Below are 13,039 nucleotides of genomic sequence, written 5' to 3' on the forward strand. Positions count from 1 at the left end.
TACCTGAAACCGCCGGGCCTTGCTCATGCAAAGCTACGATTCACTCAACAAAATCAATTATTTGCCGTTTGTGGACGGAAACTAGACTAGTTTCCAGGGTCCGGTTGATCATGAGCTTTTCCGAAACCGGGCCGCATTTCTAGGGACCATGTTCGATACCGCTCGCGCAGGATTTGCGCCGAGTGACGCGCGCCTTCTAGATCGAGACGATGCGCGGATGGCGTAGGTGCCACAAGGGCCTGTTCGATCGCTTGCGTCAAACCTTCAGGCGTTAGGTCCTTTTCCATCAGCACCGTTGCAAGACCGAGTTCTTCGAGCATCAGGGCGCGAACGTTTTGTTCGGTTTCACCGCCGGCTGCAAATGGAACGAGCAGGGAGCGACAACCCGCGCGCAGGACATCGCAGACCGTGTTGTAACCCGCCTGCGACACCGACAGGCGGGCGCCGGTCAGCAGGCTGGCGAAATCCTCGCGGAACCGGAAGATGGACAGGCCCGGCGTGGCATCGCCTGCGATCGCGTCAAACTCGTCTTTCGGCAGGTTTGGGCCGGTGATCAAACACCATTTCCAACCGTTGTTGGCGTTCCGCGCCGCTGCGACGGTGGAGCCGACAAGGCTCTTTCCGGCAGCCCCGCCGCCAACCGACACCAGAACGTCGAAGCGCTCGGAGCCCACGGGCGATGGCGGCGCGGCAACGAGCCCTGTATAGGCGACTTCGGCCCTGATCGCCCCAGCCAGTGGAAATGTCTTGTCGATGGTTGCGAAAGCCGGGTCGCCATGGACCATAACAAGGTCGAAATGCCCGTTGATGAGATCGACCGTTTCCTCGTTTCGGCCGGGCTTGACGCGCTCCTGAAGGATATCACGCACGGACGTCGCCAGCAGCGGTCTGGGCGACGCCGCGTCGATGGCCTCGAGCAGCGGCAAGAGTTCGAAACGCATCTGACGGCGTCCAAATGGAAACGCCTCGATAACGACGATATCCGGCCTGCAATCCCGGAATGCCTGCAGCAGCATCTCTGAACGCCGTTTCCTGAAATCATCGTCGATGGGTTTGCCGTGCAAATCGACAAGTCCGGAAAATCCTTCATCACCGGAGGTGACAGGTGGCAAGGTTACAGATTTTACCCCGAGTCCCGGAAACCCCGTGACCGGCGCTCCGCCGGTCACAACGGTTACGTCAAACCCGTCGTCGACCAGAGCCGCCGCGACGCGGCTAGAGCGCGCGAGATGACCGATACCGAGCAGGTGCTGGACGTAAAGGAAGGCGCGCAGCCGGTTCAATCGGCGGCCCGCCACTCGCGCTCGAACAGTTCCTTGAGCTGTCCAATGCTTGCCAGATGATCGAAGTTGCCGCGCACGCGCCGCTCTGCTGCGTCGCCGAGGCGGGTGCGCAGCACGGGATCGCGGATCAGGCGCTCCAGCGCCTGTGCCAGGGCAATTGGATTTTCCGTCGGAACCAGCAGCCCGGTTTCATCCGGCGATAAAATCTCCGGCACGCCGGAAATATTGGTCGACACGCAGGCAAGCCGCTGGCTAGCCGCCTCCATCAGAACATTCGGCAGACCGTCCCGGTCGCCATTAGCGGTGATCCTGCAGGCCAGGGCGAAGATGTCGGCGCAGCGGTAGTGCTCAAGCACCTCCTCCTGCGCGAGCGCGCCTTTCCAAGAGACGCGACCACTCAGTCCCAGCTTTTGCGCCAGTACCTTGAGCCGTTCCAGTTCCTCGCCGTCGCCGATATGCTCGAAACGCCACGCCAAATCGCCAGGCAAGAGGGCAAGAGCCTCCAGCAAGGTATCGTAGCCTTTCTTTTCAACGGCGCGCCCGACACTCAGAAGGATAACCGGTTCGTCCAGCGCCGAGCCGTCATGATGCTTTCGCGCCTCGCCAAAACAGCCGAAACGATCGAGGTCGAGCCCATGGTAGCTCAGATGCACGGACGAGTTGCCGTTAGCGAGTTCCGTCAGACGGTCGAAGCCGGTCTTCGTGCAAGTGACCGTCCAGCGCGCCGAGGAAAGCTTGCCGGCCAAATCCCAGTCCGCCGAAGTCCAGATGTCCTTGGCATGGGCCGAGCAGCTCCAGGGCAGGCTAAGAAGCTCGCTGGCATAGCGCGTTACCGATGCCGGCGTGTGCACGAAATGCGCATGCAACCATCCCGCGTCTTTCGGCCATTCGGCCGCCAGCACGAGCGCCTGCCCGAAACGGCGCGCGCGATTGCGGGTAAAGTCGCGGGGGATATCGGCAGCCAGCGATCCGAGCGCGCGCCAGAAGCCCGGCCGCAGCAAACAAGCAAACAGCGAGCGAAGCACGCGAAGCGGCTCTTCATGCAGATATTCCGGCAGATAGTGGACGGCCGCTTTGATCTCGTCATGCACGGGGTGGCGTTTTGCATCGGTCGGCCGCCTGAGCGCGACGAGTATCAGCTCGAACCCCGCGCGCTCCAGACCGAGCAGTTCCTGCGCGATAAAGGTTTCCGAGACGCGCGGATAGCCCTTCAGAACCACGACAATCTTGCGATGTCGCAAGTCAGTTCATTCCTTCAATGACCGACAGGCGATGGCCGGGCCGCCGGTCGAGCAGTTCCGCGACGATTTCGGAAATATGAGGCAGCCCTTCCAGCGTCAGATGCGGATTGCTCTGTGATGGGCGGGGCCAGTCCGGCAGTGCCACCAGTGCATCGGCAAACCGCTGGGAATCCTTGGCTTCTTCCGGCAAAAACATCTCGATGAGGCCGAGTTCGGCTGCGCGCCGAGCGCGGATCAGTTGTTCCTCGCGGGGCTCGACGCGCGGCACGATCAGCGCCGGCTTGTCGAAAGATAGTATCTCGCAATAGGTGTTGTAACCGCCCATCGCCACAACCGCCTTGGCGCCGGCAATCAGGTCTTCCATGCGGTTGTCGAACTCGATGATCTTGATGTAGGGGATCTTGGACCCCTTCTTGATCAGCTTGTTGCGCTTGCGCGCCGGCATGTAAGGTCCAAGGACGATCAGCGCCCTATGTTGCAATTGCGGATCCTGCTGATAGGCATCGATGACGTCGTGGATCAGTTCGGCGCCGTCGCCTCCGCCACCGGTGGTAACGAGGATATAATCGCCCTCGGGCCGGTGGCCGGGCAACTCGTTCCGCTGCAGGCTCCGTTGCAGGAAACCGACGAATCTCATCTTTGCCCTGACAACCGGCGGCACATCCAAGCCGGTCAACGGATCGTAGAAATCAGGCGGACCATAGGCCCAGATCTTGTCGTAGAACAGGCCTATCTTGCGCATCACATCCCTGCGTGCCCACTCGGCTTCGAGCAGATGCGGCGCATCCATCACCTCGCGCAGGCCAAGCACCAGCGTGGTTCCCCGCGTCTTGAGGTAGGACAGCGTGTCCTCAATCTCACCGCGCAGGCCGAGCGGTTCCTTGTCGACGATGAAGATATCCGGCCGGAAGGTCTCGGCTGTGTGGCGGATGATCGACTGGCGCATCCTTAGCGTCTCATGCAGATCGATATCCTTTTCCAGCGAGGTGTACTCGCCGTTGCGCAATTTGATGACGCTGGGGATCTTCACGAAGTCGACACGGGCGCGGTAGTCGAAGGCGCCCGCGATAGGCGCACCCGAAATGATAAGCACCTGAAGTCCCCGGAAATCCTCGACCAGCGAATGCGCGATCGTCCGGCAGCGCTGCAAGTGGCCAAGCCCGAACGTGTCGTGGCTGTACATGAGAATTCGAGCATTTTCTGCGTGCTGGGTCATTATTGAACGTCTTTTCGAATTCTCGCCTTGAGGACCGTGACAAACCCGCAGGCTTCGGAACCCCCTGGCTGTACCGACCTGTTGTGAAACATGACGGCGCAATTTTCAATTTGTATTAGCAGAAAACCGCAGATCGCCTAGTTATCCGCGAACTCATCGACTTTGCCCTTCATCCGAAGGCTTCAGGCACCGCCCGGCCAGGATCGGGCCGTTCCCCGCCACACGGTCCGCCGTGATGAACCCTCGTTGTCCGCTCGGCAAGCGGTCGCTGCCGCTGCAACGGCTTACGGTCCGGTCCTCGCAACGAAACCATTTCGGCTTCGTCGGTGCCCGAATTTTGCACGATTCCACCGCCCGAGCCGATTGGTGCTACACTGACAGCCAGTTAACGCGACGGACCGGTGTTCGGTGATATGACCAAAGCAACCGCTTTACCCGACAGAGTGGATTTCGACGTGGCCGCAGGTGAGACCTTGCTTGAGGCGGCTCTCAGATCGGGCGTGCCATTTGCCCACGCATGCGGCGGCAGGGCGAAATGCTCGACATGCCGCGTTTGGGTTCTCGACGGCATTGAGGCTTGCCCGGACCGCAATCCCGACGAAACCCAGATGGCGAACCGGTTGAGATTGGCCGATGAAGTTCGGCTGGCCTGTCAGCTCCGGCCGGAAGGCGAGCTTCGCGTCCGACGCCTCGTGCTAGACGAAACCGACATGATGATCACCAGCCAGCTTGGTGCTTCTGCCGCGACGCGTTGCGGTGAAGCAAGGCGTGTTGCGGTCTTCTTCAGCGACATTGTAGATTTCACAGCGCTGTCGGAGCGGCTTTCCCCCTACGACGTGATGTATCTGCTCAATCGCTACTTCGCCCAGGTCGGCGACATCATCGAGCAGAATGGCGGTTTCATCGACAAACTGATCGGCGATGGGCTCATGGCAATATTCGGTATCGACGACCAGCCAGACGCTCCGCTCCGCGCCGTGAACGCCGCACTTCAGACCCTCGCCACAGTCGATCGTCTGAAGCCGTTCTTTGCCTCGATGTATGGCATCGATTTCGATATTCGTATCGGCCTCAACTATGGCGAAGCCGTCATCGGCACATTGGGTTTTGCTGGACACGAACGTCTCACGGCCATCGGCGACGTTGTAAATCTGGCCAGCCGGGTCGAGTCCGCCAATAAAGATGCCGGTACGCGCTTGCTAATATCCGAGGCCCTTCGCGACCAGATCGCCGAAAAGGTGGAAATCGGCGACTTCGTCAGGGTGCGCCTTCGCGGTACCGCCGAGCGCACAAGCCTGTTCGAAATCGTCAGGCTGAAGCCCGAAATTGACGCCGAGCTGAATTCCAAGGGGCTTCGCGAAACCATCCGCCACGGCGGCAGGAGGTGGGTTCGTGCTTTTTCCGAAGACGAGCTTCAGCCCTACGAACGTCGGATTCTCGATTTTGAAGATTACGATATAGTTGTCGTTCGCGGATCCGACAACTATTGCGCCTTCAACAATGCTTGCCCGCATCTTCATCTGCCGCTCTACGAACGCCGAAGTTCCGCTCAGGTCGAGGCGCTGCAGCTCCCACACACGGGGAGCACGATCACCGCAGATCTTGGCCTGGTCTGCCGCTGGCATCAGAGTTGTTTCGACCTGCTTACCGGCGAAATCAGGCAGTGGGCCAAGTTGGAGCACGACGGTACCAGGGCGGGACTTGAATATTTGGGTGACATTTCGAAGAACCGCGCAAAGTTGATCGTATATCCTTGCCGAAAGCAGGACGGCTTTGTGTGGATCGGGCTCGAGTGAAAACGACGGCCCGATATTTCAGTTTTTCCGTCGGACCCATTGCAATGTCCGGATTGGGTCATTCTCGTCGGTTGTGGCTTGCTGTTCACTTCCGGTCACGAAGCAATCCGGGATATCTGAGTTTGCCGTTGATAATGCACGTCGCCGCGACGGCGGCACCTTTGCGCTTGCCTTGAAGACATCCTAGTTTGGAGGCTGGTAACCGCTCGTGAGCATAGAATGTCGGTACTGCCTTTCTTAAGAATTTACGCGCCGCTCAACGCGCTGCTGGCTGCGATTGGGCTTGTGGCGGTGGCTACGCTCACGACACCGGACATGTCCGGACGAAGCAGACTGGCTCTGGCTGCGGTCCTCGCGGTCATCTGGGGCGTCTATCTCCTGCAACTGGCCGAGACGCTGCTCAAGCGCCGCGCGGGAGACGTTCGGGACAGGACGCCGGCAATCGCAATTGATGTGCTCGCGGTTTTGGTTCCGCTTGCCGCCTTTCTACTCGTCGGCATGCCCGACCGGAGCCTCTACTGTGCTGTCTGGCTGCTGAAACCTCTGCGCGACTCGACTTTCTTCCCGCTGCTGGGCAGGATCCTGACCAACGAAGCGCGCAACCTGATCGGCGTCACGACGCTCTTCGGCGTCGTTCTGTTCGGTGTCGCGCTGGCGGCCTATGTCATCGAGCGCGGCGCCCAACCGGAAAAGTTCGGCAGCATCCCCCAGGCAATGTGGTGGGCGGTGGTCACGCTGTCCACCACCGGCTATGGCGACGCTATTCCGCAAAGCTTCGCCGGCCGCGTCCTGGCCGGCATGGTCATGATGAGTGGCATCGGCATCTTCGCGCTCTGGGCTGGCATTCTTGCCACCGGCTTTTATCAAGAAGTGCGTCGCGAGGATTTCGTTCGCAATTGGCAATTGGTCGCCGCCGTGCCGTTGTTTCAGAAGCTCGGCCCGGCCGCGCTAGTCGAGATCGTGCGCGCGTTAAGACCTCGCGTCATGCCGGCGGGCGCCGTGATCTGCCGCAATGGCGAGACCGGTGACCAGATGTTCTTCGTCGTGGAGGGGCGCGTCAGCGTCGCGACGCCGAACCCGGTGGAGCTTGGCCCTGGCGCCTTCTTCGGCGAGATGGCGCTGATCAGCGGCGAACCGCGCTCGGCGACCGTCAGCGCCGCAACGGTGGTCTCGCTCCTGTCGCTGCACTCGGCGGATTTCCAGATGCTGTGCAGCAGCAGCCCGGAGATCGCGGAAATCATCCGCAAGACCGCGCTCGAGCGGCGCGGCGCGGCACCGCACTAGGTGTGTTCTTCACGAGGAGGATGTGATGGCAAGGTTGTGTGCCGCTTATCGGCCATTCTGTTGTCCCTGGTGACCGCCTGACATCGCCTCGCTTGGCTGTCTCGCGCGAAGGCCGACGACATGCTGTTGCGGCAGACGCTCGAACTTCAGAAAGCTGAGAAGTTCCCGGAGGCCGTCGTTTACGGGGAGAAGATGCCGGCAGGCAGATGAGGGGCTGCACCAACCTCTGGAGGGTGGGCAAATTCCAGTTCGAAGTGGTTGCCCCAGCCCTGCACGAAAACTGCACAAGCTTGCGGGAAACCTCCTCGCATCCGCCGCACCGTTACCTCGCCGACCTGCGAGACCGGGGGGCATGCAAAAGCGAGAAAAACCCTGTTGGTCCCTGCCTTATCGGCTGCGCAGTGAAGGCTGGTGGCTGGCCGATCCGCCGTGCGCAAACTCTTTGGCGATCCTCATTCCCTTTGGCCGCAAGCGCCCGGCGTCAATCCGGCCCGAAGCCATCAGGGAAGCCAGGTGATGACCTCGTCGTTCACAGCCGTGCCGAGCTGTTGCAGCCGCTTCGGCGTTGCCGTGCTGCTGCCAGCACTTGCGGAATTTCTCTTTTATGGCCAACCTGCCGGGATCACGGTTTTCCTGTTCGCCTTCCTGCTTGCCGCCGGCATCGCGCTGGGAAATCCAACGAATGGCTGCTGTCGGCCAATCTTCCGACGTTATCTCTGGCGCTCTATGCCGGCTGTTTCATCAATTTCGCCGCGCTGATTGCCAATTACAATGTCGCCATTCCTTCGAAATGACCGGCCAGGGGCGTTCCCTCGACTGGCGGCTGCTGCGCACTCTCGACACCAAGGACCCGTTCGTGGTTCCTGACCATATCGAATCCCATTTGCCGGGCCGCTGATCGATGCCGCATCACATCCTCGTCGCCGACGACGATCCGCATATCCGCGAAGTGATCTGCTTTGCGCTGGAGAAGGCCGGCATGAAAACGCAAGGAGTGGCCGACGGCGCCGCCGCCCTGCAAGCGATCGGGCGGAAGGCACCCGACCTCGTCGTGCTCGACATTGGCATGCCGGAGATGGATGGGCTGGAGGTCTGCCGGCGGCTGCGGCACACATCCGATGTGCCGGTGCTGTTCCTGTCGGCGCGTGACGAAGAGATCGATCGCATATTGGGCCTCGAAATGGGCGGCGACGACTATGTGACGAAACCGTTCAGCCCGCGCGAGCTGGTGGCCCGGGTCAACGTCATCCTGCGGCGCGCCCGCCCGGCGCCGCCCGAACCGGTGGACGACCGGCAGTTCGTGCACGGCAAACTTGCTTTGGCACCGGCCAGCCATGCCGCCAGCTTCGACGGCAAGCCGCTTGCCCTGACGGGGATAGAGTTCTCGATCCTGAAGGGGTTTTTGGCGCGGCCGACGCATGTGCTCGACCGCGACGCGGTGATGGCAAGTGCCTATGCCGCCAACATCCATGTCGCCGGCCGCACCGTCGACAGCCATATCCGAAACATCCGCGCCAAGCTGGCAGAAGTGGGTTGCCTGGATGCCATCGAGACCGTGCATGGCGTCGGCTTCCGGCTCGGCCGATGCGGCTGACGACTTCGCGAAAATGGATCGGCCGCAAATGGCGGCCTCGCCTCGCCACGGTCGTCGTCGCCATCCTGATCCTGGTGATGGCCTTGCCACTGGTCGGCCTGTTCTTCTTCCGCCTCTACGAGAACCAGCTGATCCGCCAGACCGAGGCGGAGCTGATCGCGCAAGGGGCGGCCATCGCCGCCATCTATGCGCAGGACGTGCGCGATGCCGGCATTGCCCCGCACAAACTCGGCGCACCGATGCCGCAGGCAAACGCAGGCGCGAGCCGAAGCGTCAATCCGGACCCGCTGTACAGGCCGATCGAACCGCGTCTCGATCTCGCTTCGGATTATGTGCTTCCGACCCGGCCAGTGGCCATGCCAGGCACCGCCGATCCCGCCTTCGCCGCGATCGGAAAGCGCCTGTCCGGTATCCTCGACGCCACACAGAAAACCACGCTGGCCGGTTTCCGATTGCTCGATCCCACAGGCGTCGTCATCGCCGGGCGCGGCGAGATCGGCCAGTCGCTTGGCGCGGTCGAGGAGGTGCGCGAGGCACTCGCCGGCCGCTATGCCAGCGCGCTCAGGCTGCGCATCCCCGACCAGCCGGCGCCACCGCTCTATTCGGTCAGCCGCGGCACCAAGGTGCGTGTCTTCGTCGCCTTGCCGGTGGCCGTCGATGGCCAAGTCGCTGGCGTGGTCTATGTGTCGCGGACGCCCAACAACATCATGAAACATCTCTATGGCGAGCGCGGCAAAGTGACGTTGGCGGCGATCGCCATTCTCGGCGGCACGCTGCTCATCGGCCTGGTCTTCCTGCGCACCGTCAGCCGGCCGATCTATGCGCTGATCGATCGCACCGAGCGCATCGCCGCCGGCGACCGAGCGGCGATCCGGCCGCTCGACCACCACGGCACATACGAGATGGCCGAGCTTTCCGCCGCCTTCCTCGACATGGCCGAAAAACTGCAGGCGCGCTCGGATTCCATCCAGACGTTTGCCACCCATGTCTCGCACGAACTCAAATCGCCACTGACGGCGATCCAGGGCGCGGCCGAATTGCTGCGCGATTCAGGAAGCGCGATGGACGATACGGAGCGTCGGCGCTTCTCCAACAATATTGTCACCGATGCCGGGCGGCTCAATCTGCTGGTACGGCGCCTGCTCGACCTGGCGCGCGCCGAAAACCTGGCGCCGAGCGGCGAAAGCACCTCGATCGGCGCGGCACGGGCGCTGCTCCCGGTGGACAACAGGCTGGCTGTTCACGTCGAGGCCGGCGGCGATCTGGTCTTGCGCATATCGGCGGAGAACGCGGCAATCGTGCTTGCCAATCTCATCGACAATTCGGCTAGGCACGGCGCGACGCAGGTTTCGATTGCCGCGATGAGCGCCGGTGGCAAGGCGCGCATCCTGGTCAGCGACAACGGTGCCGGCATTTCGCCCGCCAACCGGGCGCGCATCTTCGAGCCGTTCTTCACCACAAGGCGCGAATCGGGCGGCACCGGCATGGGCCTCGGCATCGTGCTGGCCCTCCTGAAAGCGCATGATGGTATGATCGCGCTGGTTGACTCCGAGCGCGGCACGCGCTTCGAGATCATTTTGCCGGTCGCGTGAGGACGCGGGCAAAGGATCGGAGAAAAAAGTGCGCTACGACATCGTCATCATCGGCGGGGCCATCGTCGGATCCTCGGTCGCCTATTATCTGCGCGAGGAAGGGTTTTCCGGCTCGATCGCCTTGATCGAGCGCGATCCGCAGTTCGCCCACGCGGCAACGACGCTGTCCATGGCCTCGATCCGCCAACAATTCTCGATCCCGGAAAACATCCGGCTGTCGCAGTTCACGCTGAACCTGTTCCGGCGGCTGAAGGAAGAGTTCGGCGCGGATGCCGATATCGGCTTTCGCGAGGGTGGCTATCTCATCCTTGCCGGCGAGGACGGGCTGCCGATCCTGAAGGCCAATCACGAGGCGCAGATGGCCGAGGGCGCCGACATCGTTCTCGAGGACGCCGACAGGCTCGTGCGCCGCTTCCCGTGGCTATCGGCCGAAGGCATCACCGCCGGTGCCTATGGCCGGACAGGCGAGGGCTGGTTCGACGCGCATGCGATGCTGATGCTGTTCCGCAAGGCGCTGCGCGAGAAGAAGATCGATTTCATCACCGCTGATGTCACCGATATTGCGCGCGACGGCAACCGCGTCACCAGCGTCAGGCTCGACAATGGTGAGGTGCTGGAGGCCGGCATCGTCGTCAACGCCGCTGGGCCGAACGCCGGCAAGGTGGCCGGCATGGCCGGCCTGGCGCTGCCGGTAGAGCCGCGCAAACGCAATGTCTTCGTTTTCGAGGCGCGCGAGAAATACACCGACATGCCGCTGCTGGTCGACCCGTCCGGCATCTATGTGCGCCCGGAAGGTTCGGTCTATCTCACCGGCGGTGCCGAACCGGAAGAGGGCGATGGCCCGGCCGCCCCTGGGGATTTCGAGGTTGATTGGCCGCTGTTCGAAGAGGTGATCTGGCCGGTGTTGGCGACCCGCATTCCGGCCTTCGAGGCGATCAAGCCGACGCGCGCCTGGGCCGGCCACTACGACTACAACACACTCGACCAGAACGCGGTGATCGGCCCACATCCTCAAGTCGGCAATTTTATCTTTGCCAACGGGTTCTCCGGCCACGGCCTGCAGCAGGCGCCGGCGGTCGGCAAGGCGCTGGCCGAACTGATCGTGCATGGGGGGTATCGCACGGTGGACTGTTCGGCGTTTGGGTATGGCCGGGTCGCGGAAGGGCGGGCGTTTCGGGAATTGAATGTGATTTGAGCGGCGGCGCTGCGGAACGGAACCTGTTCCGCAGCGATCCTTCCCATCTCAGGCTGTTGCAAGTCAGGTGATCCTTTGTGGCCGGAAACCGGAGCTACTTTCGGGTGACATCCATCATGGCTTGCGCCACCGCGCACAAACAGCTGCCTTTTATTTGCCGCCGGCATTGTGTAAACCGGCGTCAGCAAATTCCCCCGCAACGAAAACACGGGCAAAAGCCATGGAAAAATTCACCAAGCTCACCGGCGTCGCGGCTCCGATGCCGATCGTCAATGTCGACACCGACATGATCATCCCCAAGGATTATCTGAAGACGATCAAGCGCACCGGGCTCGGCACCGGCCTTTTCGCCGAAATGCGCTACAAGGACGACGGTTCGGAAAATCCGGATTTCGTGCTCAACAAGCCGGCCTACCGCAAGGCGCAGATTCTGGTCGCCGGCGACAATTTCGGCTGCGGCTCGAGCAGAGAGCATGCACCGTGGGCGCTGCTCGATTTCGGCATTCGCTGCGTCATCTCGACCTCGTTCGCCGACATTTTCTACAACAACTGCTTCAAGAACGGCATTCTGCCGATCACCGTCAGCCCCGAGGATCTCGAGAAGCTGATGGACGACGCGTCACGCGGTTCCAACGCCACGGTGTCGGTCGATCTCGAGGCCAAGGAAATCCGCGGGCCAGATGGTGGCGTGGTCACCTTCGACCTCGACGACTTCAAGCGGCACTGCCTGCTCAACGGGCTCGACGACATCGGCCTGACCATGGAGAAGGCCGGCGCCATCGCTTCGTTCGAGAAGAAGAACGCCGAACAGCGTCCGTGGGCCTGAGCGGTACGCTCCGGGCGGATAGGCGGGTTCGTTGCGACTGAGTGGAGGGACGGTCATGACTCGTTCGCTTCTTGCCGGCACCTGCGGGCTGGCGTTTGTTTTGCTGACTGCCGTCGGCCACGCCCAGACGCAGACGCCCGCCGCGCCAGCGCCGGCGGCCGAAAGGCCTGCCACCAACCAGGGGACAGATGCCGCCGACGCTTCCGACGACGACAGCCAAGCGCCTGTGCCATTCGAGGGCGGCCAGCTGACCATCACCCAACCGGAACAGGACGGTGAGAAGGTGCTTGCCTATGACGGCAAGCAGCTGGCCACCAATTATGATGTCTTCTTCGACAAAATAGTCGAGGTCGGCGGCGTCAAGGTGGCGCTGTTCGATGTCGGCGATGGCGGCAATCAATGCGGGCCGGCGACAGTGATCGTCTGGAAGCCGGAAGGCGGCACCATCCAGAGCACCACGGTCGAGCAGGACGACTGCGGCGCGCCGCCATCGGCGGTGTCGGACAACGCCATCTATTTCGTACCCTATCTGTTGCCAGGCGACCAGAAGCCGGCTTTGCAATGGTCGCCGACCGACGGGCTGACGATTTCAGGCAATCTGAGCTACATGCCGGAACCCGGCACGGACTGGAAGGACATCGATCCGGAAAAGTACCAGAACATCATCGACGCCTTCCACAACGAGGCTGTCTACAAGGAAGCTGAAAAGCTGCTGGGCAAGGACATGCCCGACATGGCGACCAGCCTGCTGGTCGGCGGCGGCACGGAAAAGACAGCGTCGGGCGCCTTCTACGCCAGCGGCTGTGTGCCGCATAACTGCGGCGGCAATGACGGTTTCATGGCGGTCGACCCGGCCAAGCACAAGCTCTACTTCGCCCGCCGCGGCGACAATGGCGAGCCGAACGCCTGGCCGGCAGTGGCGACATGGCCGGCCGATGTCAAGGAGGCGCTGGACAAGGCGCTGGGCTCGGCGAATTAGGCATTTGTCGGTGGTGAACTGAAGATTGTTACG

Annotated in this window: 11 protein-coding genes and 1 pseudogene; 9 read left to right on the forward strand and 3 right to left on the reverse strand. The window is 62.0% G+C overall.

All coding sequences use genetic code 11. The features are described from left to right. Positions 1–86: 86 nt before the first annotated feature. From NKJ90_RS13335 to NKJ90_RS13345, 3 genes are read right to left on the reverse strand one after another with little or no spacing between them, the layout of a single operon-like run. A complete protein-coding gene (locus NKJ90_RS13335; RefSeq protein ID WP_352486143.1) occupies positions 87–1,283 on the reverse strand; it encodes a glycosyltransferase family protein in 1,197 nt (398 codons plus the stop codon). Continuing rightward, on the reverse strand, positions 1,280–2,524 hold the full coding sequence (locus NKJ90_RS13340; RefSeq protein WP_023762446.1) for a glycosyltransferase: 1,245 nt from the start codon (positions 2,522–2,524) through the stop codon (positions 1,280–1,282). The genes NKJ90_RS13335 and NKJ90_RS13340 overlap by 4 nt, the downstream gene beginning before the upstream one ends. Position 2,525: 1 nt before the next feature. Continuing rightward, the gene (locus NKJ90_RS13345) at positions 2,526–3,740 is read right to left on the reverse strand and encodes a glycosyltransferase family protein (RefSeq protein WP_031261200.1); all 1,215 of its coding nucleotides are present in this window, start codon (positions 3,738–3,740) and stop codon (positions 2,526–2,528) included. Between the two features lie 413 nt (positions 3,741–4,153). Between NKJ90_RS13345 and NKJ90_RS13350 the strand changes: the two are divergent. From NKJ90_RS13350 to NKJ90_RS13390, 9 genes and pseudogenes are all read left to right on the forward strand, one after another. Continuing rightward, positions 4,154–4,393, forward strand: a pseudogene (locus NKJ90_RS13350) (2Fe-2S iron-sulfur cluster-binding protein); the annotation flags it as partial. Positions 4,394–4,450: 57 nt separating this feature from the next. After that, entirely contained in the window at positions 4,451–5,536 is a 1,086-nt protein-coding gene (locus tag NKJ90_RS13355) for an adenylate/guanylate cyclase domain-containing protein (RefSeq protein ID WP_352486167.1), read from the forward strand. A 219-nt stretch (positions 5,537–5,755) separates the two neighbouring features. Then, complete coding sequence (locus NKJ90_RS13360) at positions 5,756–6,820, forward strand: cyclic nucleotide-gated potassium channel (protein ID WP_023762449.1); 1,065 nt, start codon at positions 5,756–5,758, stop codon at positions 6,818–6,820. Positions 6,821–7,502: 682 nt separating this feature from the next. Next, positions 7,503–7,718 (forward strand): hypothetical protein, encoded by a 216-nt coding sequence (locus tag NKJ90_RS13365; protein WP_245266846.1) that lies wholly within the window; start codon positions 7,503–7,505, stop codon positions 7,716–7,718. Between the two features lie 3 nt (positions 7,719–7,721). Then, positions 7,722–8,414: a response regulator transcription factor gene (locus NKJ90_RS13370; protein WP_023762453.1), complete on the forward strand. Its 693-nt coding sequence runs from the start codon at positions 7,722–7,724 to the stop codon at positions 8,412–8,414. Next, a complete protein-coding gene (locus NKJ90_RS13375; protein WP_023762454.1) occupies positions 8,405–10,006 on the forward strand; it encodes a sensor histidine kinase in 1,602 nt (533 codons plus the stop codon). Before NKJ90_RS13370 ends, NKJ90_RS13375 begins: the two co-directional genes overlap by 10 nt. A gap of 28 nt (positions 10,007–10,034) precedes the next feature. Continuing rightward, positions 10,035–11,201 (forward strand): NAD(P)/FAD-dependent oxidoreductase, encoded by a 1,167-nt coding sequence (locus tag NKJ90_RS13380; RefSeq protein ID WP_023762455.1) that lies wholly within the window; start codon positions 10,035–10,037, stop codon positions 11,199–11,201. 220 nt (positions 11,202–11,421) lie between these two features. Next, on the forward strand, positions 11,422–12,027 hold the full coding sequence (leuD, locus tag NKJ90_RS13385; protein WP_023762456.1) for a 3-isopropylmalate dehydratase small subunit: 606 nt from the start codon (positions 11,422–11,424) through the stop codon (positions 12,025–12,027). 55 nt (positions 12,028–12,082) lie between these two features. Then, positions 12,083–13,006 (forward strand): Ivy family c-type lysozyme inhibitor, encoded by a 924-nt coding sequence (locus NKJ90_RS13390; RefSeq protein WP_023762457.1) that lies wholly within the window; start codon positions 12,083–12,085, stop codon positions 13,004–13,006. Positions 13,007–13,039: the final 33 nt, after the last annotated feature.

This window comes from Mesorhizobium sp. M0051 (genome assembly GCF_040323235.1).
In the GTDB taxonomy this organism is placed as follows: domain Bacteria; phylum Pseudomonadota; class Alphaproteobacteria; order Rhizobiales; family Rhizobiaceae; genus Mesorhizobium.